Source organism: Brevundimonas phoenicis, from assembly GCF_047237745.1.
Taxonomy (GTDB): domain Bacteria; phylum Pseudomonadota; class Alphaproteobacteria; order Caulobacterales; family Caulobacteraceae; genus Brevundimonas.
In genome coordinates, this window is record NZ_JBDFLN010000001.1 from 1,788,926 (window position 1) to 1,813,108 (window position 24,183).

Annotated in this window: 24 protein-coding genes; 17 read left to right on the plus strand and 7 right to left on the minus strand. The window is 66.1% G+C overall.

Features of this window, described 5'->3' with window-relative positions; translation table 11 throughout:
- Nucleotides 1-60 precede the first annotated feature (60 nt).
- Both ABC419_RS08840 and prfB read left to right on the plus strand, forming a co-directional pair.
- On the plus strand, nucleotides 61-2,481 hold the full coding sequence (locus tag ABC419_RS08840; RefSeq protein WP_412877690.1) for a penicillin-binding protein 1A: 2,421 nt from the start codon (nucleotides 61-63) through the stop codon (nucleotides 2,479-2,481).
- A gap of 76 nt (nucleotides 2,482-2,557) precedes the next feature.
- Nucleotides 2,558-3,671, plus strand: a protein-coding gene (gene prfB / locus ABC419_RS08845; RefSeq protein ID WP_200167615.1) for a peptide chain release factor 2 whose coding sequence is annotated in 2 segments (ribosomal slippage) — nucleotides 2,558-2,626 and nucleotides 2,628-3,671 — 1,113 coding nt in all. Because the reading frame shifts where the segments join, the coding sequence is not laid out codon by codon here.
- Nucleotides 3,672-3,746: 75 nt separating this feature from the next.
- Here prfB and ABC419_RS08850 read toward each other — a convergent pair.
- From ABC419_RS08850 to tyrS, 3 genes are all read right to left on the minus strand, one after another.
- On the minus strand, nucleotides 3,747-4,313 hold the full coding sequence (locus ABC419_RS08850; protein ID WP_412877689.1) for a bactofilin family protein: 567 nt from the start codon (nucleotides 4,311-4,313) through the stop codon (nucleotides 3,747-3,749).
- A 133-nt stretch (nucleotides 4,314-4,446) separates the two neighbouring features.
- Nucleotides 4,447-4,914 (minus strand): thioredoxin-dependent thiol peroxidase, encoded by a 468-nt coding sequence (bcp, locus tag ABC419_RS08855; protein ID WP_412877688.1) that lies wholly within the window; start codon nucleotides 4,912-4,914, stop codon nucleotides 4,447-4,449.
- A gap of 13 nt (nucleotides 4,915-4,927) precedes the next feature.
- Nucleotides 4,928-6,208, minus strand: coding sequence for a tyrosine--tRNA ligase (gene tyrS, locus ABC419_RS08860; protein ID WP_412877687.1), 1,281 nt, complete (start codon nucleotides 6,206-6,208; stop codon nucleotides 4,928-4,930).
- Between the two features lie 179 nt (nucleotides 6,209-6,387).
- On the opposite strand from tyrS, the gene ABC419_RS08865 reads away from it, so the two are divergent.
- From ABC419_RS08865 to ABC419_RS08880, 4 genes are all read left to right on the plus strand, one after another.
- Complete coding sequence (locus ABC419_RS08865) at nucleotides 6,388-7,527, plus strand: anhydro-N-acetylmuramic acid kinase (RefSeq protein ID WP_412877686.1); 1,140 nt, start codon at nucleotides 6,388-6,390, stop codon at nucleotides 7,525-7,527.
- Entirely contained in the window at nucleotides 7,527-8,483 is a 957-nt protein-coding gene (locus ABC419_RS08870) for a DMT family transporter (RefSeq protein ID WP_412877685.1), read from the plus strand. The genes ABC419_RS08865 and ABC419_RS08870 overlap by 1 nt, the downstream gene beginning before the upstream one ends.
- A 57-nt stretch (nucleotides 8,484-8,540) precedes the next feature.
- Nucleotides 8,541-9,242 (plus strand): DUF6624 domain-containing protein, encoded by a 702-nt coding sequence (locus tag ABC419_RS08875; RefSeq protein ID WP_412877684.1) that lies wholly within the window; start codon nucleotides 8,541-8,543, stop codon nucleotides 9,240-9,242.
- Between the two features lie 108 nt (nucleotides 9,243-9,350).
- Nucleotides 9,351-10,328: a TerC family protein gene (locus ABC419_RS08880; protein WP_412878775.1), complete on the plus strand. Its 978-nt coding sequence runs from the start codon at nucleotides 9,351-9,353 to the stop codon at nucleotides 10,326-10,328.
- Between the two features lie 11 nt (nucleotides 10,329-10,339).
- Here the strand turns inward: ABC419_RS08880 and ABC419_RS08885 are convergent, their stop codons facing one another.
- On the minus strand, nucleotides 10,340-10,990 hold the full coding sequence (locus ABC419_RS08885; protein ID WP_200167623.1) for an alpha/beta hydrolase: 651 nt from the start codon (nucleotides 10,988-10,990) through the stop codon (nucleotides 10,340-10,342).
- Nucleotides 10,991-11,150: 160 nt separating this feature from the next.
- Between ABC419_RS08885 and ABC419_RS08890 the strand changes: the two genes are divergently transcribed.
- The 11 genes from ABC419_RS08890 to ABC419_RS08940 are packed head-to-tail and all read left to right on the plus strand — an operon-like array spanning nucleotide 11,151 to nucleotide 20,537.
- The gene (locus ABC419_RS08890; RefSeq protein WP_200167625.1) at nucleotides 11,151-11,621 is read left to right on the plus strand and encodes an Rrf2 family transcriptional regulator; all 471 of its coding nucleotides are present in this window, start codon (nucleotides 11,151-11,153) and stop codon (nucleotides 11,619-11,621) included.
- The gene (locus tag ABC419_RS08895) at nucleotides 11,618-12,754 is read left to right on the plus strand and encodes a cysteine desulfurase family protein (RefSeq protein ID WP_412877683.1); all 1,137 of its coding nucleotides are present in this window, start codon (nucleotides 11,618-11,620) and stop codon (nucleotides 12,752-12,754) included. Before ABC419_RS08890 ends, ABC419_RS08895 begins: the two co-directional genes overlap by 4 nt.
- Before the next feature lie 3 nt (nucleotides 12,755-12,757).
- The gene (sufB, locus tag ABC419_RS08900; protein ID WP_368922539.1) at nucleotides 12,758-14,224 is read left to right on the plus strand and encodes a Fe-S cluster assembly protein SufB; all 1,467 of its coding nucleotides are present in this window, start codon (nucleotides 12,758-12,760) and stop codon (nucleotides 14,222-14,224) included.
- 21 nt (nucleotides 14,225-14,245) lie between these two features.
- Nucleotides 14,246-14,995, plus strand: a complete 750-nt coding sequence (gene sufC / locus ABC419_RS08905) for a Fe-S cluster assembly ATPase SufC (protein WP_125901311.1) — start codon at nucleotides 14,246-14,248, stop codon at nucleotides 14,993-14,995.
- Nucleotides 14,992-16,014 carry a Fe-S cluster assembly protein SufD gene (gene sufD, locus ABC419_RS08910; RefSeq protein ID WP_412877682.1) on the plus strand — a complete coding sequence of 341 codons (1,023 nt, stop codon included), beginning with the start codon at nucleotides 14,992-14,994 and terminating at the stop codon, nucleotides 16,012-16,014. The genes sufC and sufD overlap by 4 nt, the downstream gene beginning before the upstream one ends.
- Nucleotides 15,993-17,246, plus strand: coding sequence for an aminotransferase class V-fold PLP-dependent enzyme (locus ABC419_RS08915; RefSeq protein ID WP_412877681.1), 1,254 nt, complete (start codon nucleotides 15,993-15,995; stop codon nucleotides 17,244-17,246). The genes sufD and ABC419_RS08915 overlap by 22 nt, the downstream gene beginning before the upstream one ends.
- 5 nt (nucleotides 17,247-17,251) lie before the next feature.
- A complete protein-coding gene (locus ABC419_RS08920) occupies nucleotides 17,252-17,650 on the plus strand; it encodes an SUF system Fe-S cluster assembly protein (RefSeq protein ID WP_412877680.1) in 399 nt (132 codons plus the stop codon).
- A 10-nt stretch (nucleotides 17,651-17,660) separates the two neighbouring features.
- Nucleotides 17,661-18,059: a HesB/IscA family protein gene (locus ABC419_RS08925; protein WP_412877679.1), complete on the plus strand. Its 399-nt coding sequence runs from the start codon at nucleotides 17,661-17,663 to the stop codon at nucleotides 18,057-18,059.
- 1 nt (nucleotide 18,060) lies between these two features.
- A complete protein-coding gene (locus ABC419_RS08930; protein ID WP_412877678.1) occupies nucleotides 18,061-19,050 on the plus strand; it encodes a methionine ABC transporter ATP-binding protein in 990 nt (329 codons plus the stop codon).
- Nucleotides 19,050-19,706: a methionine ABC transporter permease gene (locus ABC419_RS08935; RefSeq protein WP_024352729.1), complete on the plus strand. Its 657-nt coding sequence runs from the start codon at nucleotides 19,050-19,052 to the stop codon at nucleotides 19,704-19,706. The genes ABC419_RS08930 and ABC419_RS08935 overlap by 1 nt, the downstream gene beginning before the upstream one ends.
- A gap of 21 nt (nucleotides 19,707-19,727) precedes the next feature.
- A complete protein-coding gene (locus ABC419_RS08940; RefSeq protein ID WP_412877677.1) occupies nucleotides 19,728-20,537 on the plus strand; it encodes a MetQ/NlpA family ABC transporter substrate-binding protein in 810 nt (269 codons plus the stop codon).
- Here the strand turns inward: ABC419_RS08940 and ABC419_RS08945 are convergent.
- The 3 genes from ABC419_RS08945 to ABC419_RS08955 all read right to left on the minus strand — a co-directional run bounded on the left by ABC419_RS08945 (nucleotide 20,534) and on the right by ABC419_RS08955 (nucleotide 24,002).
- Nucleotides 20,534-21,331 (minus strand): lysophospholipid acyltransferase family protein, encoded by a 798-nt coding sequence (locus ABC419_RS08945; protein WP_412877676.1) that lies wholly within the window; start codon nucleotides 21,329-21,331, stop codon nucleotides 20,534-20,536. The two genes, ABC419_RS08940 and ABC419_RS08945, sit on opposite strands and share 4 nt — an antisense overlap.
- 49 nt (nucleotides 21,332-21,380) lie before the next feature.
- Nucleotides 21,381-22,439 carry a GGDEF domain-containing protein gene (locus ABC419_RS08950; RefSeq protein WP_412877675.1) on the minus strand — a complete coding sequence of 353 codons (1,059 nt, stop codon included), beginning with the start codon at nucleotides 22,437-22,439 and terminating at the stop codon, nucleotides 21,381-21,383.
- An 81-nt stretch (nucleotides 22,440-22,520) separates the two neighbouring features.
- A complete protein-coding gene (locus ABC419_RS08955) occupies nucleotides 22,521-24,002 on the minus strand; it encodes a DEAD/DEAH box helicase (protein WP_412877674.1) in 1,482 nt (493 codons plus the stop codon).
- Nucleotides 24,003-24,183 lie beyond the last annotated feature (181 nt).

The window sequence follows — 24,183 nt, forward strand, 5'->3', positions numbered from 1 at the left end:
CTTTGCGCGCCGCGCGACGCGCGATAAACGACGGATCATGGGGCGCGTCTTGCGGAGTTCATGGTGAAGATAGCCGAACGCTGGTTCGTCATGGCGGGCGTGGCCCTGCTGGGCGCCATCGCCGTGGCCGGTGTGGTGGTGGCGATCTACGCCGCCTGGGTCTTGCACGACATGCCGGACGCCTCCGAGCTGGCGGACTATCGCCCGGCGACGGCGACGCGCGTCTATGCCGAGGACGGCACCCTGATCGGCGAGTTCTCGGATCAGCGCCGAATCTACGTCACCTATGATCAGGTGCCGCAGACGGTTGTTCACGCCTTCCTGGCGGCCGAGGACCAGAACTTCTTCAGCCACGGCGGCATCGACGTGTCCGGCATCGGCCGGGCCATGTTCAAGAACGTCTTCAACGTGCTGTCCGGCCGTCGTCTTGAAGGCGGCTCGACCATCACACAGCAGGTGGCCAAGAACGTCCTGCTGACCAGCGAGACCAGTCTGAACCGCAAGCTCAAGGAAGCGGTGCTGTCCAGCCGCCTGGAAGCGACGCTGAGCAAGGAACAGATCCTCGAGCTGTACCTGAACGAGATCTACCTGGGCTATCGCTCCTACGGCGTGGCCTCGGCGGCCTACAACTATTTCGGCAAGTCGCTGGATCAGCTGACGCCGGACGAGGCGGCCTTCCTGGCGGCCCTGCCCAAGGGGCCGACCAACTATCACCCCAAACGCTATCCCGAGGCCGCAGTGGGGCGTCGGAACTGGGTGCTGGGCGAGATGGCCGACAACAAGTGGCTGTCGGACGAACAGTTGCAGACGGCTCTTGCCCGTCCCCTGAGCACTCGTTCGGCACCGCGCCGCGCCGAATACGCCGACGCCGACTTCTTCGTCGAAGAAGCGCGCCGCCGCGCCATCGCCCTGTTCGGTCAGGAAGAGGTCAACCGAGGCGGCTATTATCTGCGCACCACCCTGGACCCGCAACTGCAATCGGCGGCGCGCGACGCCCTGATGCGCGGGCTTGAGGACTACGACCGTCGTCACGGCTGGCGCGGCGCCTGGGGCACGACCGATTTCGCCGAAGGTTGGCAGGCCGAAGCCCAGAAGCGCACGACCCCGCCCGAGCGTCGCTCGTGGCAGGCCGCCGCCGTCGAGAACGTCAGCGGAAGCACGATCCGGGTCCGCACGGCCAAGGACGATCAGACGGGCACGCTGCGTGCGACCGACGTGACCTGGTCCAACGCAGGGCGTCGCCCGCTGAAGCGCGGCGATCTGATCTTCGTCGAGCGGCAGGGCGGCCAGTTCGCCCTGAAGCAGGCGCCTGCCGTCAATGGCGCCCTGGTCGCCATCGAGCCGCAATCGGGCCGCGTCCTAGCGATGGTCGGCGGCTATTCCTACGCCCTGTCCAGCTTCAACCGCGCGACCCAGGCCCGCCGCCAGCCCGGTTCGGCCTACAAGCCCTTCGTCTATGCGGCGGCGCTGGAAGGCGACTTCACCCCCGCCTCGATCGTTCTGGATGCGCCGATCAGCTTCCCCGGCGGTCCTGGCGGTCGCGCCTGGACGCCTCAGAACTACAGCCGCCAGTTCTACGGCCCGCAAAGCCTGCGTCGCGGCCTGGAGTTGTCGCGCAACGTCATGACCGTGCGTCTGGCCCAGGCAGTGGGCATGAAGAACGTCGTCGACCTGTCCAAGAAGATGGGCGTGGTGGACGACATGTCGCCGAACCTGGCCATGTCGCTGGGCGCGGGTGAAACGACGCCGTACCGCATCACCGCCGCCTACGCCGCCTTTGTCAACGGCGGGCGCCGGGTCGATCCCTATCTTATCGAGTTGGTTCAGGACCGGAACGGTCAGACCATCCATCGTGCTGATCGCCGCCAGTGCCGTGATTGCGCGCGGGGCTTCAGCGGCCAGGAATCGCCGCGCCTGCAAGATCGCGGAACCCAGGTGATCGACCCGATCACCGCCTATCAGATGAGCTCCATGCTGGAAGGCGTCATCCAGCGCGGCACCGGCGCCCGCGCCCGCAGCCTGGGCCGTTGGGTCGGGGGCAAGACGGGCACGACCAATGAATACCGTTCGGCCTGGTTCGTCGGCTTCTCCAGCGACATCGTCGTCGGCGTCTTCGTCGGCTTCGACGACAACCGCTCGCTAGGCGGGGGCGAGGCGGGCGCCTCGACCGCCGTGCCGATCTTCATCGACTTCATGGAAGACGCCCTGAAGGAACGCCCCGCGCGTCCGTTCGTGAAGCCGAAGAACGCCATCTTCCGCACCGTGAACGGCATCGAGGAAGCCTTCCGTCCCGGCACCGAGCGCCAACTGCGTGAAGAGGCGCCGCGTCCGGCTGCGCCTGAAGGACCGCAGAACTACTACGACGTGATCCGTCGCGAGCAGGAAGTCCGTACGCAGACCCCGACTCCGGCTGCGCCGCCGCCTGTCGCGCCGCCTCCGCCCAAGAAGGAGCCAGCCGAGGACTTGAGCGGTCTCTACTGACGCTCTAGTTACACCCCTCTTCGGCGCGCCGGACATTCTGGCGCGCCTATCCACCCCTGTATCGCTGGAGATTGCGATGAGACCGGATGTCGAGGCCATGAAGGCCGACATCGAGCAGAGCGTCGCTCTGCTCAGGAGGCGACTTTGACTGGGATGTCGCTCTAAGAAAGCTCGATGAGCTGAACGCGCGGGTCGAGGATCCGACGCTGTGGGACAATCCCGAACAGGCTCAGGCCGTCAGCCGCGAACGCTCGCGTCTGGAAGCCCAGGTCAGCGCCGTCAAGGAAATGGAGCAGGGTCTCGAAGACGGGATCATGCTGGCCGACATGGCCGACGAGGAGGGCGACGAAGCCACCCTCGAGGATGCCCGCGAGCAGTTGAAGGCCATCAAGGAACGCGCCGCTCGCGCCGAACTGGAAGCCCTGCTGTCCGGCGAGGCCGACGGCAACGACGCCTATCTGGAAATCAACTCCGGCGCCGGCGGTACCGAGTCCAATGATTGGGCCGGGATGCTGATGCGGATGTACAGCCGCTGGGCCCGCGCCCACGGCTATGAAGTCACGATCGAGGCCGAGGAACAAGGCGAACAGGCGGGCATCAAGTCCGCGACCCTGCAGATCGCCGGGCCGAACGCCTATGGCTGGTTGAAGTCGGAATCGGGCGTTCACCGCCTGGTCCGCATCAGCCCCTACGATGCGGCGGCCAAGCGCCACACCAGCTTCGCCTCCATCGGGGTGTCGCCGGTTGTGGACGATACGATCGAGATCGACATCAACCCGGCCGATGTGCGCACCGACACCTATCGCGCGTCCGGCGCCGGCGGTCAGCACATCAACAAGACCGACTCGGCTGTGCGTCTGACCCACATTCCGACCAACACGGTCGTGGCCTGTCAGGCCGGTCGTTCGCAGCACCAGAACCGCGAACAGGCCTGGAAGATGCTGCGGGCGCGTCTGTACGAGCTTGAACTTCAGAAGCGTGAGGCCGCAGCTCAGGCTCTGGCTGACGCCAAGACCGACATTGGCTGGGGGCACCAGATCCGCTCCTACGTCCTACAACCGTATCAGATGGTGAAGGATCTGCGGACCGAGGTCGAAACCTCGGACACCCAGGGCGTTCTGGACGGCGACCTGGATCCGTTCATGGGCGCCGCGCTCGCGGCCCGCGTGGGCGAGACTCGCGAGGGCTAATCGACCCGTGGGTCAACGCAAAAAAAAGGGCGGCCTTCGCGGGCCGCCCTTTCTCGTTTCTGGCCGCCGCGCCGATCAGGCTGCGGGCTTGGCTTCGACCTTGGCGTCCGTCTTGGCGGGCGCGGGCTTTTCGGCCGAGGTGGGAGCTTCCAGCATGTTGGCGCCCGGCGTATCGCGCTTGGCCTGGGTGCAGCGGCCCTGGAACCAGGCGCCTTGTTCGATCGAAAGCTGCTCCTGGGTGATGTCGCCCTCGACGCGCGAGGTCGCGAACAGCTTGACCTGCTTGGCGACGATGGCGCCCGAGACGCGGCCGCGAACCTCAAGGATGTCGGCGTGGACCGTGCCCTCGACCGCGCCGCCTTCGCCGATCACGACGCGCACCACGCGGATGTCGCCCTTCAGCGAGCCATCGACCTGAAGTTCGCCGGCGCCTGAGATGTTGCCCTCATATTTCACGCCGGCCGACAGGGTCGACAGGCTGGACGACCGTGCGGCGGCGGGACGCGCCGGCTCAGGCGTCCGCACGGGCGCAGCAGCGATCGGAGCAGCGGGTGCGGGCGTCGGCTTGGCCGGTTCGGGCGGCGTCGGAATGCCCAATCCGCTCGAAGTACTGTTGTCGAGGGGTTTGTTCTTGTTGAACATCTATACTCTCCGCGTCACGCCGGAACGACCGGCGTTTGGTCAATGTCAGCCCCTGAGGATACAATCCCTGACAATACTTAGGGGGGGCTGAGGCGGAGAGGTCAAGCGGGGCCTTCCGAACCCCGCTCGCCGATCAGAGCGCTTCGACGGCGGCCAGCACCTCTTCGGCGTGGCCCTTCACCTTGACGTTCCGCCAGACGCGGCGAACCACGCCCTGACCGTCGATCAGGAAGGTGGCGCGCTCAATGCCCATATATTCGCGGCCATAGAGCTTCTTCTGAACCCACACGCCCCAGCCTTCCGTGACCGCGCCGTCCTCATCCGAACCGAGCACGATCTTGAGGTCATGCTTGGCCTTGAAGCGGTCCAGCTTCTTCACCGAGTCGCGCGACACGCCGATCACCACGGCGTTCGCCGCCGAGAAGCGGTCGATCAGATTTGAGAAGTCCTGCCCCTCGGTCGTGCACCCCGGCGTGTCCGCCTTGGGGTAGAAATAGAGGACGACGTTCTTGCCCTTGAACCCATCCAGCGACACGTGCCCGTCGCCGTCGGTCTCCAGATCAAAAGGGGGGGCAGGGGTGTTTTCGGTGATGTCGGTCACAGGTCTTTCTCCCTTACACCGGCCGCACCAGCACCAGCTTCTTCTTGCCGGCGCCGAGCTTCAGCACGCCGTCGGCGTTCAGATCGGCCTCTTCGATCAGGCGGGCGCCGTCGTTGACGACCTCGTCGTTCAGGCGAAGGCCGCCGCCCTGGGCCAGGCGGCGCGCTTCGCCGTTGGAGGCGCTGAGGCCCGCCTTGGTCGTGACGGCGGCGATCATGGCGCCGATGACCTCGTCGCGCGGCAGTTCGACGGTCGGCAGGTCGGCGGACAACTGGCCTTTCTCGAAAGCGGCCTCGGCGGCGGCGCGGGCGGCCTGAGCGGCCTCGACGCCGTGCAGCATGGAGGTGGTTGCGTCGGCCAGCGCCTTCTTGGCGTCGTTGATCTCGGCGCCTTCCAGCGCCTCATAACGCTCGATTTGGTCCAGCGGCAGGTCGGTGAACAGGCGCATGAACCGGCCCACGTCGCCGTCCTCGGTGTTGCGCCAGTATTGCCAGTAGTCGAACGGCGACAGGGCGTCGGCGTTCAGCCACACGGCGCCGCCGACCGTCTTGCCCATCTTCTGGCCCGAGGCGGTGGACAGCAGCGGCGTGGTCAGGCCGAAAGCGGCCTTGTGGTCCACCTTGCGGGTCAGTTCGACGCCGTTGATGATGTTGCCCCACTGGTCCGATCCGCCCATCTGCAGGGCGCAGCCATAGCGGCGGTTCAGCTCCAGGAAGTCGGTCGCCTGCATCAGCATGTAGTTGAACTCGAGGAAGGTCAGCGGCTGTTCGCGATCCAGGCGCAGCTTGACCGAGTCGAAGCTCAGCATGCGGTTGATGGTGAAGTGCGTACCGTAGTCGCGCAGGAACTGCAGGTAGCCGAGTTGCGACAACCACTCGTCGTTATCCAGCATGACGGCGTCGGTCGGGCCGTCGCCGAAAGTCAGGAATTTCTCGAACACGCCTTTGATGCCGGCGATGTTCTCGGCGATCTTTTCCTCGTTCAGCAGGGGGCGTTGGGTGTCCTTGAAGCTGGGGTCGCCGACCTTGGTCGTACCGCCGCCCATCAGGACGATCGGCTTGTGCCCGGCCTGCTGCAGACGGCGCAGCAGCATGATCTGGATCAGGTGGCCGACGTGCAGAGACGGCGCCGTCGCGTCGAAGCCGATATAGCCCGTGACCACGCCGGCCGCCGCCGCCTCGTCCAGTTCGACCGGGTGGGTGATCTGGTGGATATAGCCGCGCGCCTTCATCAGGCGCAGGAAGTCCGACTTGAAGGCGGTTTCGGAAGCGGTTTGGGTCGTGGGCTCGGTCATGGTCGGGTCCGTAGCATCAGAACCGGCGGCCGTCTTCCGAGGAATAATGCCGCCGAGGGAAGGGCGGCAAGGATCGCGGCCGCTCTCTAGTAGAGGCCGTAGTAGTAGGCGGCGAAAAGGGCCGGTTGCGCGATCATGGGCGCTAGCTACGTCGCGCTCGACGTGGCAGTCAAGCCGCCATGACGACCTCCCCGAAAAAGACCCTCCGCGTGCTCGGCTTCATGACCGGCACCTCGCTGGACGCCGTGGACATGGCGGTGATCGAGACGGACGGCCATGACATTCTGGCCTTTGGTCCCGCCGGCGAGATGAAGCTGGACGGCGAGACCCGCGCCATCGTCGAGGACGCCATCGAGGACGCCTTCGACTGGGAGCGTGACGAGGAAGAGCCGGACAGCTTCGAGGACGCGCGCATGGCGGTGGCCGATGCGCACCTGGCCGCCGCACTCGGCTTCATGGCGGTGAACGGGGTGAAGTCCCGCGCGCTCGATCTGGTCGGCGTTCACGGTCAGACGGTGCTGCACGAGGCGCCGACGCCCGACGCTCCGGGCCGTACCGTCCAACTGATCGACGCCGTCAGTGTGGCTGAAGGCCTGAGCGTGCCGGTGGCCTACGACTTCCGCAGCACCGACGTGGCGGCGGGCGGACAGGGCGCGCCGCTGGCGCCCGTCTATCACGCGGCGCTGGTCCGCAAGGCGGGGGTAGAGGGGCCGGTCGCCGTGCTGAACCTCGGCGGCGTGGGCAACATCACCCTGATCCGCGCCGACGGCGGGCTGGAGGCCTTCGACACCGGCCCGGCCAACGGCATGGTCGACCTGCTGGTCCAGTCTCGCATGAACAAGCGGATGGACGAGGGCGGCCGTCTGGCGGCGGCGGGAACGGTCGACTCGGCCGTACTGGACGCCTATCTGGCCCACCCCTATTTCGCGGCGACCGGGCCGAAGTCGCTGGATCGGTTCGATTTCTCGCTGGACCCGGTGGCGGAACTGTCGCTGGAAGACGCCGCCGCGACCCTGACCGCCTTCGCGGCGCAGGCCGTGGCGCTGGGCGTCGCTCGCTGTTCGGAACAGCCGAAGGAGATCGTCGTCTGCGGCGGCGGTCGCCACAACCCTGTGCTGCTGGCCGCCATTCGCGAGCGTGTCGGCGTTCCCGTCTCGACGGCTGAAGACAAGGGTTGGCGCGGCGACTCGATCGAGGCTGAGGCCTTCGCCTTCCTGGCCGCGCGCTGTCGTCTGGGACTGCCGATCAGCTTCCCCGGCACGACAGGCGTTCCGACGCCCATGACCGGCGGCCGCATCGTCGAGCCGGGAGCGGAATAGTGGCGGCGTCCTCGCGCTTCTGGGGTATCGCCAGTGGTCTGGCGGCGGGCGCTCTGTGGGGGCTGGTCTTCCTGGCGCCCAAGGTCGTGCCCGAGGCCTCGCCCCTGCTGCTGACGGCGGGGCGCTATCTCGCCTATGGCCTGATCGCGGTCCTGCTGATTGCCCCCCGCTGGCGGCGGGTGACGGGGGCCCTGACGCGCAAGGCGTGGGGCGCTCTGGTGTGGCTGAGCCTGGCGGGAAATCTCGTCTATTTCGCCTTCCTGGTGGTCGGGGTGCATTACGCGGGCGTTGCGGCCTCGGCCCTGATTGTCGGTATGGTGCCCGTGGTGGTGGCGCTATGGGGGCTGCGGGACAAGGAGTCGCCGCCGCTGTCGCGTGTCGCGCCGCCCATCGCCGTGGCGGCGCTGGCCGTCGGCCTGATCGGCTGGGAATCGCTCAGCCAGGGCGGCGGCGCGGCGGCGCAAAGCGGAACGGCTGCCCTGATCGGCCTGGGTTGCGCCGTGGCGGCCCTGCTGTCCTGGACCGCCTTCGCTGTCGGCAACAGTCGCTGGATGGGACGCCTGCCTGACGTCACCCCGCATGAGTGGTCGCTGCTGACCGGCGTAGTCACGGGCGCGCTGGCGCTGCTGCTGGTCATCCCGTCGCTGTTCATGCTCGGGGGCATGACGGACGACGCCTGGCTGCGCCTGATCGGCGTCAGCGCAGGGGTGGCCATCCTCGCCTCCGTCATCGGCAACGCCTTCTGGAATCAGGCCAGCCGCCTGTTGCCCCTGACGATGCTGGGCCAGATGATCGTCTCCGAGACGCTGTTCGCCTTCATCTACGGCTTCATCTGGGAACAGCGCGGCCCGACCATAATCGAGATCGTGGCCATGATTTTGATGATCGTCAGCGTCGTCTGGTGCGTTCGCGCCCACCGCCCGGCGGCTATGGCGGCTGCGGAAGGCGAACATTAGAGAACGACGTAATTTCGTCTTAATCTACGGTCCAAGTTCTTCATCAGGGAGGGACGCATGATTGCATGGATCGCCACACTGTTTCTGTTGGGTCAGGCAGAGGTCTCATCGCCCTCCGGTGAACTGAGCGCCGAGGCGCGAGCCCTGATCGCTCCCGTGCTCGAAACAATTACCGAGGAACAGCGACGACAGACGCAAGCGCCGCCTCCTCAGGATCACGAGGAACGCTTTCTGCGGATGTATCGCCTGGATCAGATGGGGCGACAGGCGATGCAGAAAGTCGATCTGAGCATTCTGCCTCCGGATCAGGAGCAGGCCGCCAACAAGGCGATGTGGCAGGTTCAGGAGGACGCGGACGAGGCCAATCTCACCGCCTTGCTTGCCATGCTGCCGCCGGAGGGATGGTTCCTCAAAAGCCGCTATGGCGAGGGGCCGTCGCAAACGGCCTTTCTCATCATCCAGCATTCAAACCTTGAGCAGTGGCGACGTTTCGTGCCGGTGCTCGAGCCTCTCGTGGCGGCGGGCGAGGTTGATGGGGCGCAGTTCGGTCTGATGTACGATCGGCTGGCGGTGAACGAGGGGCGTCCGCAACGCTACGGGACGCAGGTGACCTGCAAGAATGGGCGCTGGGTCATCGACTACGACAACCTCGAGGATCCCGCGAACGCCGATCGTCGTCGCGCGGAAGCAGGATTTCCCCATACGCTGGCGCAGTATGAAGCGCGTTTCGCCTCGTGGCCGACTTGCCGCGAAAACTGAGCAACGCTCGCCGTCGCCATGCGTTGATACCATAGCGGACCGGGCCCCTCTGGCGACCCTTCATCGCGATGTCGGCCGCGTCGTTGGAAACGGCTCGCGAAGGCGTCGATGGAACTGTTGCTGCTGGAGTGGTTGGGCAAGCCCGTCTGGATGTGGGCGGGCTTTCTGACGGTCGTCATCGCCTTGCTGGCGCTGGACCTGGGATTGTTTAACCGGCGGGATCACGAGATTGGGGTGCGAGAGAGCCTGGGGCTGTCCGCCTTCTATATCGCTGTCGCCCTGGCTTTCGGGGCATGGCTGTGGTCGTGGCTGGGGGCCGATAGCGCGGTCGAATACCTGACCGCCTACGCCGTCGAGAAAAGTCTGGCGATGGACAATGTCTTCGTCATCGCCCTCATTTTCAGCGCCTTTTCGGTGCCGCGTCTCTATCAGCATCGCGTGCTGTTCTGGGGCGTGCTGGGCGTCATCGTTCTGAGGGCGATCATGATCGGCGGCGGGGCGGTGTTGGTCGCTCGCTATCATTGGGTGCTGTATCTTTTCGCCGGCTTTCTGATCGTCACGGGCGTGCGGATGTTCTTCGCGCGCGGTGAAGAGACGGACATCGCCGACAATGCGCTACTGAAATGGTTCCGCCGACGGATGCGGGTGACGAACGACCTGCATGGTCATGCCTTCTTTGTCCGGGCGCCGAGTCGATCAGGCGAGATGAAGCTGCACGTCACCCCGCTGTTTCTGGCCTTGGTGACGATCGAGATCGCCGACTTGATCTTCGCCGTGGACTCCGTGCCGGCGGTCTTCGCCATCACGACGGACGCCTATGTCGTCTATACGTCTAACATCTTCGCCATACTGGGCCTGAGGGCGCTCTATTTCGCCCTGGCGGCGGTGATCCACCGCTTCGCCTATCTGAAGCAGGCGCTGGCCGTTCTGCTGGTCTTCATCGGCGCCAAGGTGTTCGCCGCGCCGCTACTTGGGATCGAGAAGGTGCCGCCCGCCGTCTCTCTCTCGGTAACGGCCGCGATCCTGGCGGCGGGGGTGGTCTGGTCCCTGTGGCGGACCCGCGCGGAGGCCATGCCCCCGCGCTGATCTTGAGGACGTCAGGCCGGATTTTCAGCCAGGCGCTTGTCCAGATAGGCGCCGACACGGCGTTCGACGGCGCCGATGTGGTCCTGCCAGAAGTGGGTCGCACCCTCTTCCAGTTCGTAGTCGATGACGATGCCCTTCTGGGTACGCAGCTTGTTGACCACGCGCTCGACATCGGCCGGCGGCACGACGGTGTCGGCCGTGCCGTGCAGGAACAGACCCGAGGCCGGGCAGGGGGCCAGGAAGCTGAAATCGTAGATGTTCGAGGGCGGCGACACCGAGATGAAGCCATCGGTTTCAGGACGGCGCATCAGCAGTTGCATCCCGATGTAGGCGCCGAACTGATAGCCCGCGACCCAGGTCTGAGTGGCGGCGGGGTTGTTGGCCTGCAACCAATCCAGGGCCGTGGCCGCGTCGGCCAGTTCGCCGATGCCGCTGTCGAACTCGCCCTGGGACTTGCCCACGCCGCGCGAGTTATAGCGCAGGGTGGCGAACCCGCGCTGCACGAACAGCTGGTGCAGCGTCAGGGCGACAGGGTTGTTCATGTGCCCGGCCGCCTTGGGATGCGGGTGCAGGATCAGGGCGATCGGAGCGTCGGGACGCTTGCCGGGCGAATAGCGGCCTTCGATGCGGCCGGAGGCGCCAGGCAGGATGACTTCAGGCATGGATGGCGGTCCCTACGATCAACAGACGTTTCGCGAGCGGATAATACTTGACCACGCAGGTAGGACTTTCTAAGTCCCCCTGTGCGTGACGCGCTCGCTGGCGAGGCCGGGGGTCTTAGCACAGCGGGCCCGAAAAGCGTTAGAATTTTGAGGTATTGGGATGCGTCTGTCGACCAAGGGACGTTACGCCGTCATGGCGATGGCCGATCTGGCGAAGAACGGGTCGGATCGGGCGGTCTCTCTGGCCGAGATCGCCGCGCGTCAGGAAATCTCGCTCAGCTATCTGGAGCAGCTCTTTGCGCGCCTGCGCAAGGGCGGGCTGGTTAAGAGCGTGCGCGGTCCCGGCGGCGGCTATCGCTTGGCCATGACCGCGGGGGAGACGGTCGTGGCGGACATCGTGCTGGCCGTCGATGAGCCGATCCGCGCCACGCGCTGCGCCGCCCACGGTACGCCGCGCGGCTGCATGACGGGCGGGGCGCGTTGCATCACTCACGATCTTTGGGAAGACCTGGGCGCCGAGATCCATCGCTATCTCGCCGGGGTCAGTCTGGCCGATGTGATCGAAAAGCGCACGAGCCGCGCCCGCATGGGTCGGAAGGACGCGACGTCGTCCATGGAGGCCGCCGCGTGAGCGTCTATCTGGATTACAACGCCTCGGGCCTGGTTCGCCTTGAAGTTCAAGATGTCATGGTCAAGGCCTTGGCCGACAACGGAAATCCGTCGGCCGTTCATGCCGCCGGACGCCGCGCCCGTGCGCGTATCGAGACGGCGCGCGCCCAGGTGGCCGATCTAGTCGGCGCCGATCCGACGGCGATCATCTTCTCTTCGGGCGGGACCGAATCCAACGCACAGGCGATCCACAGCGCCCTGGCCGCCGGTTGTCAACGGCTGATCGTCGGCGCGACCGAGCACCCTTGCGTGGCCGAGGCCGCCGCCGTCAGCGGCGTTCCCGTCGAGGTGCTGCCGGTGGATGCGGACGGCGTGGTCGATTTGGCCTGGCTGGCTGAGGCGCTGGCGCGTCCGGGCCGTGCGGTCGTCTCCATCCATCACGCCAATAACGAAAGCGGCGTGATCCAGCCGATCGCCGAGGCGGCGAAGCTGGTCCGCGCGGCAGGCGGCTGGCTGCACGTGGACGCCATCCAGTCGGCGGGCAAGATTCCGGTGACGATGCGCGCGCTTGGGGCCGACAGCCTGACCCTGTCGGCGCATAAACTAGGCGGACCGCAAGGCGTGGGCGCTCTGGTTCTGAAGGACGGCGTTTCGGCCGTTCGCATCCTGCATGGCGCGGGGCAGGAACGCGGCCTGCGCGCAGGAACCGAGAATGTGCCGGGCATCGCCGGCTTCGGCGTCGCCGCCGACTGCGCCGCGCGCGATCTGGACGCCGCCATGACTCATGTCGCCTGGCGCGACGCGGCTGAGGCGAAGGTCAAGGCGGCGGGCGCGACCGTCATCGGCGGCGCGGTTCCGCGTCTGCCGAACACCCTGTTCATGGCGGTGGAGGGCTGGGACAGCCCGCAGCAACTGATCACTCTTGATCTGGTCGGGGTCATGGTCTCGGCGGGTTCGGCCTGTTCGTCAGGCAAGGTCAAGCCGTCCAAGGCGATCAGCGCCATGGGCCTGCACCACCTGGCGACCGGGGGCGTGCGCGTCTCCGGGGGCTGGGGCACGACCGAGGCCGACTGGACCCGGTTCGCCGACGCCTGGGTCGCGGCCTGGGACAAGCACAAGGCGCGCTTGCAAGAGCGCGTAAAGGAAGTCGCGTAAGTTATGGCTATCGTTCAGGAAACAATCGACACGGTCGCAGAGCTGGAGCGGTACAAGTACGGCTTCACAACCGACGTCGAGCAGGAGTTCGCCCCCAAGGGCCTGAACCCCGACATCATCCGCTTCATCTCCGAGAAGAAGGGCGAGCCGGAGTGGATGCTGGAATGGCGCCTGGCCGCCTATGAACGCTGGCTGGCGATGGAGGAGCCGACCTGGGCGGCGGTGAAGTACGAGCCTGTCGACTATCAGGATCTCTACTACTACGCCGCGCCGGTGAAGAAGGAGGGGCCCAAGTCGCTGGACGAGGTCGATCCCGAGCTGCTGGAAGTCTACGCCAAGCTGGGCATCCCGCTGAAAGAGCAGGAAGTGCTGGCCGGCGTCCAGGGCGCGCCCAAGGTGGCGGTCGACGCCGTGTTCGACAGCGTTTCGGTCGTAACCACCTTCAAGGAGGAGCTGGCCAAGGCAGGCGTGATTTTCATGCCGATTTCCGAAGCCTTGCGTGAGTATCCTGATCTGGTGCGCCAGTATCTCGGCACCGTCGTGCCGGTCAGCGACAACTATTTCGCGGCCCTGAACAGCGCGGTCTTTTCCGACGGCAGCTTCGTCTACATCCCGCCGGGCGTGCGCTGTCCAATGGAGCTGTCGACCTATTTCCGCATCAACGCCAGCCAGACCGGCCAGTTCGAGCGCACCCTGATCATCGCCGACAAGGGTTCCTACGTCTCCTATCTGGAGGGCTGCACCGCGCCGATGCGCGACGAGAACCAGTTACACGCGGCGGTCGTGGAGATCGTCGCCCTGGACGACGCCGAGGTGAAATACTCGACCGTCCAGAACTGGTACCCCGGCGACGCTGAGGGCAAGGGCGGCATCTACAACTTCGTCACCAAGCGCGCCGACTGCCGCGGCGATCGCTCCAAGGTGTCATGGACCCAGGTCGAAACCGGCTCAGCCGTCACCTGGAAATACCCATCCTGCATCCTGAAGGGCGAAGAAAGCTCGGGCGAGTTTTACTCCATCGCCATCACCAACGGCCATCAGCAGGCCGACACCGGCACCAAGATGCTGCATCTGGGCAAGAACAGCCGCAGCCGCATCATCGCCAAGACGGTCTCGGCCGGTAAGTCGGACTCGACCTATCGCGGCCTAGTGTCGATCCACCCCAAGGCGACCGGCGTGCGCAACTTCACCCAGTGCGACAGCCTGTTGATCGGCAAGGAATGCGGCGCCCACACCATCCCCTATATCGAGGTCCGCAACGGCTCGGCCCAGCTTGAGCACGAAGCGACCACGACCCGCCTGTCCGAGGATCAGCTCTTCTACGCCCAGCAGCGCGGCCTGTCGGAAGAAGAGGCCGTAGCACTGCTGGTCAACGGCTTCGTCCGCGACGTCCTGCAGGAACTGCCGATGGAGTTCGCCGTCGAGGCTCAGAAGCTGGTGGCGATCAGCCTCGAAGGCTCGGTCGGCTGAGTGAGTTGAAGAAGAAAAACAATGCTTAAGATCAATAACCTCCACGTCTCTGTCGCCGACAAGCCGATCCTCAAGGGTCTGACGCTCGATGTGCCTGCGGGCGAAGTTCATGCGGTCATGGGGCCGAACGGGGCGGGCAAGTCGACGCTGGGCTACAGCCTGTCGGGCCGTCCCGGTTATGAGGTGACGGACGGTTCTGCTTCGTGGAACGGCATGGACCTGCTGGATCTGGAGCCGGCCGAGCGCGCGGCGGCGGGCCTGTTCCTGTCGTTCCAGTATCCGATCGAGATTCCGGGCGTGCCGGCCATGACCTTCATCCGCACGGCGCTGAACGCTCAGAAGCGCGCCCGCGGCGAGGAAGAAGTCTCGGCCCCGGCCTTCCTGAAGCTGGTCAAGGCGGCGTCGCAGTCGCTGAAGATGGACTTCGACATGCTGAAGCGGCCGCTGAACGTCGGCTTCTCCGGCGGCGAGAAGAAGCGGATGGAAATCCTGCAGATGGCCCTGCTGGAGCCGTCGCTGCTGATCCTCGACGAGACGGACTCCGGCCTCGACATCGACGCCCTGCGCATCGTCGCCGACGGGGTGAACGCCATGCGCAGCCCAGATCGGTCGATGCTGGTGATCACCCACTATCAACGCCTGCTGGACTACATCAAACCTGACCGCGTTCACGTTCTGGCGGGCGGCCGCATCGTCGCCTCGGGCGGACCGGAACTGGCGCATGAGCTGGAGGCGGAAGGCTACGACAAGTTCCTGCCGGAGGCGGCATGAAGGCGCTGGCCCGGCTGGACCTGACCGACGCCGCAACCTTTCCCTCGCGGCGGGTCGAGGAATGGAAATACAGTGATCTGAAGCGCTTTCTTCGTGAAGCGCCTGAACCCTCGGGCACGGCGGTCATCGGCGCGCCCGGGCCGTTCTATGATCTGGGCGGCGACGCCGTCGTCTTCGCCAACGGCCGCCCGGTCGGGGTGAAGGACTACATCGCCTCGGGCGAGCAGACGCTGCGCCTGCGCTTCATTTCGGATGCGACCGGCACGGGCCATACGGCGGCGGCACGCATTGTCGCCCGCCCCGGCGCGCGCCTGCTGCTGCTGGAGACGCATGAGGGCAAGGGCTCGGCCTATGTCGCCCATAACAAGGTCGAGATCGATGTCGCCGCCGACGCCGAGGTCATCCGCGTCGTCCTGACCGACGAGCCCGCCGACGCCATTTCGGTGGCCGAGGCCGAGGTCCGGCTGGAGGCGGGCGGTCGCTATCGCCAGACCATCATCTCCACCGGCGCCAGGCTGCAGCGTCATGAGACGCGCCTGCGTCATGGGGCCGAGGGCGCCGATGCGCGCGTGGACGGCCTGTATCTGCTGAATGGCGCGCGCCACTTCGACTTGACCACGGTGATCGACCACGTCTCGCCGGGCGGCACGACCAGCCAGTTGATCAAGGGCGTGGTCCGAGACGAGGCGCGCGGCGTCTTTCAGGGCAAAATTCTGGTCCAGAAGGGCGCGGACGACACCGACGCCCGCATGGGTCACCACGGCCTGATCGCTTCGGATCGCGGCGAGATCGACGTGAAGCCCGAGCTGATCATCTATGCCGACGAGGTTCAGTGCGCCCACGGCGCCACTGTCGGGACGCTGGACGAAAGCGCCCTGTTCTACATGCAGCAGCGCGGCATCTCGGCCGACGAGGCCCGCGCCCTGTTGACCCACGCCTTCCTGATCGAGGTCGTCGACCGCATCGAGCACGAAGGCGCCAGAGAGGTGGTGCGGGAATGGCTGACGGCTCGCCTGTGACCAACGCATCCGTGACGGGGTTCGACCCCTACGCCGCTCGCGCGCAGTTCCCGATCCTGTCGCGACAGGTGAACGGCAAGCCGCTGGTCTATCTGGACAGCGCCGCCTCGGCGCAGAAGCCGCGCGCTGTGATCGACGCCCTGGTCGCGTCGATGGAAGGCAGCTACGCCAATGTTCACCGCGGTCTGCACACCCTGTCGAACGAGGCGACCGAGGCCTATGAACGCGCGCGTGAGATCGTCGCCCGCTATCTGAACGCGCCGTCGCCGGAGACCATCGTCTGGACCAAGGGCGGGACCGAGGCGATCAATCTGGTCGCCAACGGCGTCGGCCTGTCGATTCAGCCGGGCGACGAGATCATCGTCACCGAGATGGAGCACCACTCCAACATCGTGCCCTGGCACCTCCTGCGCGAGCGTCGCGGCGCTGTGCTGAAATGGGCGCCGATCAAGGACGACGGCTCGCTGGACATGGAGGCCTTCGCCGCCTTGCTGGGGCCGAAGACCAAGCTGGTCGCCGTCACCCATATGTCCAACGTGCTGGGCACCATCAATCCGGTCGCCGAGATCACCCGTCTGGCTCATGCGGCCGGGGCGCGGGTGCTGGTCGACGGCTGTCAGGGCGCGGTCCACGCGGCGCCGGACGTGCAGGCCATCGGCTGCGATTACTATGTCCTGACCGGGCACAAGCTGTTCGCGCCCACGGGCATCGGCGTGCTGTACGGCACGGCCGAGGCGCTGGACGCCCTGCCGCCCTATCAGGGCGGCGGCGAGATGATCGTCACGGTCGAGAAGGAAGGCGTGACGTACGCCAAGCCTCCGCACCGTTTCGAGGCCGGCACGCCGCCGATCCTGGAAGCCATCGGCATGGGCGCGGCGGTCGAGTGGTTGTCGCAGTATGATCCGGCGGCCGTTCAGGCGCATGAAATGGCCCTGTATCACCACGCCGTCGAGCGCCTGCGGGGGCACAACTGGCTGCGGATTCTGGGCGAGGCGGAAGGGAAGGGCGCCATCCTGACCTTCACCGTCGAGGGCGCGCACGCCCATGACGTGGCCCAGATCATGGACCGTTACGGCGTCGCCGTGCGGGCCGGGCTGCACTGCGCCGAGCCTCTGGCGAAAAGACTGGGCGTGAGCGCAAGCGCCCGCGCCTCCTTCGCCCTATATAACACCATGGAGGATACAGACGCCTTCGTGGACGCGCTGATCAAGGCGCGGAACTTCTTCGTGTGACGAGTATGGACGCCAAGACCGACAACGCGATCAGCGACAGCGACGCCTTCGCCGCCAGCTGGGACGAGCCGCAAAAGAGCGCCCTGTCTCAGGCCGAGCTGGACAGGCTGACGGACGACCTGATCGAGGCGCTGAAGACCGTGTACGACCCGGAAATCCCGGTCGACATCTATGAGCTGGGCCTGATCTACAAGGTCGACGTGTCTGACGACCGCGACGTGCTGGTCGAGATGACGCTGACGGCGCCGGGCTGTCCGGTGGCGGGCGAGATGCCCGGCTGGGTCGAGACGGCGGTGGCCAAGGTCGAGGGCGTGCGCAGCGCCAAGGCCAATCTGGTGTTCGATCCGCCGTGGGATTCTTCCAAGATGAGCGATGAGGCCAAACTGGCCCTGAACATGTTCTGAGGATGCAGCCATGACCGAGCTTCAGACTGCAACGACCCGGCCTCGGCGCCCCCGGCCCAAGGCGGTGACCCTGACCGACGCCGCCGCCGCGCGCGTGCGCGAAATCATGGACAACGCTGAAAAGGATTACGTCGGCCTGCGTGTCGGCGTGAAGAACAGCGGCTGCGCCGGGCAGGAATATACCTTCGCCTATGCCGAAGAAGCCCTGCCGCTGGACGAGGTGGTCGAGGACAAGGGCGTCACCATCCTGATCGAACCCAAGGCGGTGCTGTTCTTGATCGGCACTGAAATCGACTATGAGGTGACGAAGCTGGCGTCCAAATTCGTCTTCCGCAATCCGAACGAGACGGACGCCTGCGGTTGTGGCGAGAGTGTCACCATCATCCCGGCCGCTTCGCGAGACGACTGACATGATCCGACTGGAGGGGGTGACCCGGCGCTATCGCAGCGCGGCGGGCGACCGTACGGCGCTGGACGCCATCGACCTGCACGTTGCGCGCGGCGAAGTGTTCGGCGTGGTCGGGCGTTCGGGGGCGGGCAAGTCCACCCTGATCCGCGCCATCAACCGACTGGAGACGCCTGACGCGGGCAAGGTCTTCGTCGACGGGCAGGAGATTACCGCCCTGAACGCCGCCGAACTGCGCGCTGCGCGACGCGGCATCGGCATGATCTTCCAGCACTTCAACCTGCTGAACGCCAAGACGATCGAGGACAACGTCGCCTTCCCTCTGCGGCTGGAAGGGCGGCCTGAGGCCGAGGTGAAGGCGCGCACGGCGGAACTGCTGGCGCAACTGGGTCTGGCCGATCACGCGAAGAAGCATCCGTCCCAATTGTCGGGCGGCCAGAAGCAGCGCGTCGGCATCGCCCGCGCCCTGGCCTGCGGCCCCAGCGTCCTGCTATGCGATGAGGCGACCAGCGCCCTCGACCCCGAAACGACCGAGGACATCCTGACCCTGCTGGACGGGTTGAACCGCGATCTGGGCCTGACCATCGTCCTGATCACCCACCAGATGGAGGTGGTGCGCCGCGTCTGCGATCGGGTGGCGGTGCTGAAGGACGGCCGGATCGTGGAGCAGGGCGCGACGGCCGATGTCTTCCTGCATCCGCAGCACGCCGTGACCCGCGCCATGCTGGCCGAGGGCGAAGAGGCGGTCGATGCCTCGGTCGCGCCCGCCGGGGCGCGCATGGCCCGTCTGACCTTCCGCGGTCCCTCGACCTATGAGCCGGAACTGAGCCGCGTGGCGCGCACGGCGGGCGTGGACTATTCGATCCTGTCGGGCCGCATCAGCCGCATCCGGGGCGAGCCTTACGGTCAGATGACGGTGGCTTTCACTGGCGGCGACGCCGAGGCGGCTCTGGTGCAACTGGCCGCGCGCGGCGTCGTGGTGGAGGCGGTCTGATGTTCGCCAATGTGGACTGGGCCGATATCGGCAAGGCGACGATCGACACCCTGCTGATGCTGGGCGGGTCGATGGTGCTGACGGTGATCCTGGGTGTGCCGCTGGGCGTGCTGCTGTATCTGTCGGGCAAGGGACGGCTGGCGGCCAATCCAGTGCTGAACGCCGTCTTGTCCTTCGTCGTCAATGTGCTGCGCTCGGTGCCCTTCATCATCCTGCTGATCGTCATGCTGCCGGTGACGGTGCTGCTGGTCGGCACGTCGCTGGGCGTGGCAGGGGCCATTCCGCCGCTGGTGGTCGGGGCCGCGCCCTTCTATGCGCGTCTGGTCGAGACGGCCTTGCGTGAAGTCGACAAGGGCGTGGTTGAGGCGACCCAGGCCATGGGCGGCTCGACCTTCCAGATCGTGACGCGCGCCCTGTTGCCTGAGGCCATGCCCGGCATCATCGCCGGCGCGACCGTCACCGCCATCGCCCTGGTCAGCTACACCGCCATGGCGGGCGTGGTGGGGGCGGGCGGTCTGGGCGATCTGGCCATCCGTTTCGGCTATCAGCGCTTCCAGACGGACGTCATGGCCGTGACCGTAGTTCTGCTGCTGATCCTCGTACAAATTCTGCAGATGATCGGCGACCGTCTGGTCGCTAAGGTTTCGCACCGCTGATTTTCTAAAAGAGCCTGACTCATGATCCGCCGTTCGCTGCTGCTGTCCGCCGCTGCTGTCCTGACGCTCGCCGCCTGCGGTCAGGGCGCGGACAAGAAGACGGGGGCCGAGGGCGCGCCCCTGCTGGTCGGCGCCACCGCCGTGCCGCATGCCGAAATCCTCGAGCAGGTGAAGCCGATCCTGGCCGCCGAAGGGGTTCCGATCGAGATCAAGGTCTTCAACGATTACGTTCAGCCGAACGTGCAACTGGCTGAAAAGCGGCTGGATGTGAACTACTTCCAGACCAAGCCCTATCTGGACGAGTTCAACACGGCGCGCGGTACGAACCTGATCACCGTGGCAGGCATCCACGTCGAACCGCTGGGCCTCTATTCGCGCAAGCACAAGGCGCTGGCCGATCTGCCGAACGGCGCCCAGGTGGTTCTGCCCAATGATGCGTCGAACACCGGCCGCGCCCTGCTGCTGCTGCAGGCGGCGGGCCTGATCACGCTCAAGGATCCGCAGAATCCGCTGCAGACCGTTCGCGACATCGCCACCAATCCCAAGGGACTGAAGTTCCAGGAAGTTGAGGCCGCCACCATCCCGCGCATCCTGCCTCAGGTCGACGGGGCGGTGATCAACACCAACTACGCCCTCGACGCCGGGCTGAAGCCGAAAACCGATGCCCTTCAGCTTGAAGGCGCCGACAGCCCCTATGTGAACTATCTGGTCGCCCGCCCGGACAATCAGAACGATCCGCGCATTCAGGCCCTGGCCGACGCCCTGCGCGGTCAGGCGATCAAGGACTTCATCGCCTCGAAGTATGAAGGCGCTGTGATCCCGGCGGCCTAGGCTGCGGCGTTGACCGCCTCGGCCGCTGCGGCGGCCTTGGCGGCCTCGTCCGGGGTAGAGACCAGAACGGCGGGCGTGACCGGCTGACCCGTCGCCTCGGCGATCAGTTCGGCGGTCCGACCTTCCACGGCGGCCTCCAGCCGTTCCAGGAACTCGGCCTTGGGCAGTCCGGTCGGGATCGGTTCGAGGAATTCCAGCGTCGCCGTGCCGGGGTTCTTGCGAAACTCCTCCAGCGGCCAGAACAGACCCAGGTTGGTCGCCAGCGGCACGACCGGCATGTCGAAGTCGCGGTACATGTGCCAGACGCCCGAGCGATAGCGGTACTTCTCGCCGACCTTGGCCAGATGGCCTTCCGGATAGATCAGGATCTTGCGCCCCTCGCGATTGGCGTCGGCGGCGCGTTCCTTCAGGGCGGCGCGGGCGGCGTGGCCGCCGCAGTTGTTGACGACGATGGCGCCCAGCTTCTTCAGCACCGTTCCCAGCAGGGGGAACTTCTCCAGATGGTCGCCCGTGACGAAGGCCACGTCGTCGAACTGGTCATAGGTGGCGAAGCCGTCGCCCCAGCTCTGGTGCTTTGAGGCGATGATGAAGGCGCCCTGCGGCAGGCGTTCCTTGCCGCGCGTCTCGATGCGGATGCCCGCGAACAGGCTCATGGCCTGCACCATGCGCCGGACATAGCGGCGGATGATCCAGCTTGTGGCCTTGCGGCCGGGCGCCAGGGCCGCAAAGGCGGCGGCCAGGCCGTAGGTGATGGAAAGCGCCCAATAGGCGATGTTGAACAACAGGCTTCGCATCTGGCGACTATGCCAGCCTGCCGTTCAGAGGCGAGCGTAAAGTGAAGTTTCAGGCCGCGTCGGATACGGCTTCGGCGGCTGCTGTCACCTTGTTGCGGCCGCTGCGCTTGGAGGCGTAGAGCGCCTCGTCCGCTCGGGCCAGCAATTGAGTCGCGCTTTCGCCCGGGCGGCGCAGGCCGAAACCGACGGAAATGGTGACGGCACCCAGGTCGTCATTGGTCGAGCGGCGGCGCAGGGCTCGCGAGGCGATTTCCTCGCGAATGGCGTTCAGCGCGGCTTCGATGGCTCCGGCCGTTTCGCCAGGGAAGATCACGGCGAACTCTTCACCGCCGTATCGAGCGGCGATTCTAGGCACGCGAGACACGCGCCCCAGGACGCTGGCGACGTATCGCAGCACCTGATCGCCGGTCTGATGGCCCCAGGTGTCGTTGAATCGCTTGAAGTGGTCGATATCGATAATGGCGAGTCCTACCGATGTTCCCGACGCTTCGGATTCATCGCACACGCGAAGAAGGTGCTCGTCGAACGCCTTACGATTGGCCAGATTGGTCAGGGCGTCGGTCATGGCGTCGCGACGCACCTGCTCCATGTGGTCGCGCAGCTTGGTCACCTCGCGATTCGACGATTCCAGGCGCCGTTCGAGCGCCGCGGTATGGCGCCGGATACGGCGTGTGGCGTCGGCGAGGGAGGAGACGATGTCGCCGAGGCTGCCGGTATCGCCGGCGGTGGCCATGCGGTCGGCGGCGGCGGCCAGGGTGTCGCCATAGGTGGACTGGCTTTCACGAGCCTTGTCGATCGCATCGGCGACCGCCGCCAATTCCCGGTTCAGCATGGCGCCTGCGTCGCGAATCTCTTCGGACAGGCGTCCGCGCGGCAAGAACTCGGCGGCGAGCATTTCGGCGGTAGCGTCCGTGAAGGGCGCGCCCGTGGAAAGAAGGCGCGAAATTTCCTGCCCCAGAGCGCCGTCGGGATCACCCAGATAGTGGAGCCAAAGTTCGAAATTCAGCGGAGTGGGCCATACGGCGGCGGCTTGCATTGCGTCCACGGCGCGATGCGCCAGCGCATAGGCTTCGGGACTCCGAACCGTGGTTTCGACCTGGGTGGTCATGCCTAGAACTGCCCCTGCGCTATCTGAGCCGGAAAGCTATACCGGTCTTCCGTAACGCAGGGTTAAGTTCAAGGCGCAGCCTTACTCGGCGAAAACTACCGGACGGCGCAGGAACGCCGGCACGTCGTCGCCAAAAGGATTGGCTGAAAGGGTCGATTTGGCTTTGGCCTCAACGCCCTTCGTTTCGATGGGAGCTGAAGTCGTCGGCTTGGATTCCGACTTCTTGCGACCCCGGGCGCGTTTGGGAGCCCCTTCAGTTTCAACAACAGGCGTCGGCGAGGTCTCGACCACGGACACGACGCCGTCCTCCGCCGCTGCAGGCTCGACGACCGATCGGCGTGAACGACTGCCGCGTTCGGGGCGGTCGCTGCGGCCCCGGCCACGGCCCGAGCGGTTGTCGTCGCGCGGGCGATCCTTGATGGCGGTGAAGTCGATATGCTCCAGCGGCAGTTCGACCGGCTCCTTCTTGATCAGCTTCAGCACCTTGTCCAACGACTTGTCGTCGGACGGCGTCACGATCATGAAGGCCTCGCCCAGACGCCCGGCGCGGCCGGTGCGGCCGATGCGGTGGACGTAGTCGTCGGCGTGGTGCGGGACGTCATAGTTGAAGACGTGGCTGACGGCCGGGATGTCCAGACCGCGCGCCGCGACGTCTGAGGCGACCAGCAGCTTCAGCGCGCCGCTGCGGAAATCGGCCAGGGTCTTCATCCGCAAGGATTGGTCCAGATCGCCGTGGATCGGCGCGGCGTCGAAGCCGTGCACCTGCAGCGACTTGGCGACGATGTCGACTTCCGACTTGCGGTTGCAGAAGACGATGCCGTTCTGGACCTCGCCGCGCTCGACCAGGGCGCGCAGGGCGGTGCGCTTGGCCTTGGGGTCCGAGGTCGGCAGGCGGGTGATGTGCTGGGTGATGGTGTCAGCGGTCGTGGCCGGGCGCGAGACCTCGATCCGGGTCGGATCCTTGAGGAACTGCTGCGTCAGGCGCGTGATCTCCGGCGGCATGGTGGCCGAGAAGAACAGGGTCTGGCGACGCGGCGGCGTCAGCTTGAAGATGCGCTCGATGTCCGGGATGAAGCCCATGTCCAGCATCCGGTCGGCCTCGTCGACCACCATCAGCTCGACGCCGGTCAGCAGCATCTTGCCGCGATCGAACAGGTCCAGCAGGCGGCCCGGCGTGGCGATCAGCACGTCCACGCCCTTGTTCAGGGCGGCGACCTGGTCGCCCATGGAGACGCCGCCGATCAGCAGCACCCAGTTCAGCTTGGTGCCCTTGGCGTATTTGGCGAAGCTTTCGGCGACCTGGTCGGCCAGTTCGCGGGTCGGGGCCAGCACCAGGGCGCGCGGCATCCGGGCGCGGGCGCGGCCCGAGGCCAGGCGGTCGACCATGGGCAGGGTGAAGGCGGCCGTCTTGCCGGTGCCCGTCTGGGCGATGCCGAGGACGTCGCGCCCGGCGAGGGCCACCGGAATGGCCTGTTCCTGAATGGGGGTGGCGGTCATGTAGCCGGTATCGGCGACCGCTTGCAGGGTCGTGGGCGAAAGGCCCAGCTTGGAAAATTCAGTCATGCAGTCCTGAAGGGACGGAGGATAGCGTTCGCAAACGCCTTCAGCTGACGGAACCGCCCCTCTTGGGCGAGCGGGCGGCGCGCATCGCCAGTCCTGTTCCGAGCCTGCGGCCGTATAAAGAAGGCCCTACGCCTCAGTCAAGTATTTCTGTTCGCCACGGCCCCGCTTGGCAATGGCGTTT

What these genes read in the sequence shown, in the direction of transcription:
- ABC419_RS08920 (WP_412877680.1), top strand. Translation starts at nt 17,252, where the DNA reads ATGGACGCCAAGACCGACAACGCGATCAGCGACAGCGACGCCTTCGCC.
- ABC419_RS08955 (WP_412877674.1), bottom strand. Translation starts at nt 24,002, where the DNA reads ATGACTGAATTTTCCAAGCTGGGCCTTTCGCCCACGACCCTGCAAGCG.
- ABC419_RS08950 (WP_412877675.1), bottom strand. Translation starts at nt 22,439, where the DNA reads ATGACCACCCAGGTCGAAACCACGGTTCGGAGTCCCGAAGCCTATGCG.
- sufC (WP_125901311.1), top strand. Translation starts at nt 14,246, where the DNA reads ATGCTTAAGATCAATAACCTCCACGTCTCTGTCGCCGACAAGCCGATC.
- ABC419_RS08850 (WP_412877689.1), bottom strand. Translation starts at nt 4,313, where the DNA reads ATGTTCAACAAGAACAAACCCCTCGACAACAGTACTTCGAGCGGATTG.
- ABC419_RS08935 (WP_024352729.1), top strand. Translation starts at nt 19,050, where the DNA reads ATGTTCGCCAATGTGGACTGGGCCGATATCGGCAAGGCGACGATCGAC.
- sufD (WP_412877682.1), top strand. Translation starts at nt 14,992, where the DNA reads ATGAAGGCGCTGGCCCGGCTGGACCTGACCGACGCCGCAACCTTTCCC.
- ABC419_RS08865 (WP_412877686.1), top strand. Translation starts at nt 6,388, where the DNA reads ATGACGACCTCCCCGAAAAAGACCCTCCGCGTGCTCGGCTTCATGACC.
- ABC419_RS08925 (WP_412877679.1), top strand. Translation starts at nt 17,661, where the DNA reads ATGACCGAGCTTCAGACTGCAACGACCCGGCCTCGGCGCCCCCGGCCC.
- ABC419_RS08930 (WP_412877678.1), top strand. Translation starts at nt 18,061, where the DNA reads ATGATCCGACTGGAGGGGGTGACCCGGCGCTATCGCAGCGCGGCGGGC.
- ABC419_RS08840 (WP_412877690.1), top strand. Translation starts at nt 61, where the DNA reads ATGGTGAAGATAGCCGAACGCTGGTTCGTCATGGCGGGCGTGGCCCTG.
- ABC419_RS08915 (WP_412877681.1), top strand. Translation starts at nt 15,993, where the DNA reads ATGGCTGACGGCTCGCCTGTGACCAACGCATCCGTGACGGGGTTCGAC.
- sufB (WP_368922539.1), top strand. Translation starts at nt 12,758, where the DNA reads ATGGCTATCGTTCAGGAAACAATCGACACGGTCGCAGAGCTGGAGCGG.
- ABC419_RS08890 (WP_200167625.1), top strand. Translation starts at nt 11,151, where the DNA reads ATGCGTCTGTCGACCAAGGGACGTTACGCCGTCATGGCGATGGCCGAT.
- ABC419_RS08875 (WP_412877684.1), top strand. Translation starts at nt 8,541, where the DNA reads ATGATTGCATGGATCGCCACACTGTTTCTGTTGGGTCAGGCAGAGGTC.
- ABC419_RS08885 (WP_200167623.1), bottom strand. Translation starts at nt 10,990, where the DNA reads ATGCCTGAAGTCATCCTGCCTGGCGCCTCCGGCCGCATCGAAGGCCGC.
- tyrS (WP_412877687.1), bottom strand. Translation starts at nt 6,208, where the DNA reads ATGACCGAGCCCACGACCCAAACCGCTTCCGAAACCGCCTTCAAGTCG.
- ABC419_RS08945 (WP_412877676.1), bottom strand. Translation starts at nt 21,331, where the DNA reads ATGCGAAGCCTGTTGTTCAACATCGCCTATTGGGCGCTTTCCATCACC.
- ABC419_RS08880 (WP_412878775.1), top strand. Translation starts at nt 9,351, where the DNA reads ATGGAACTGTTGCTGCTGGAGTGGTTGGGCAAGCCCGTCTGGATGTGG.
- ABC419_RS08940 (WP_412877677.1), top strand. Translation starts at nt 19,728, where the DNA reads ATGATCCGCCGTTCGCTGCTGCTGTCCGCCGCTGCTGTCCTGACGCTC.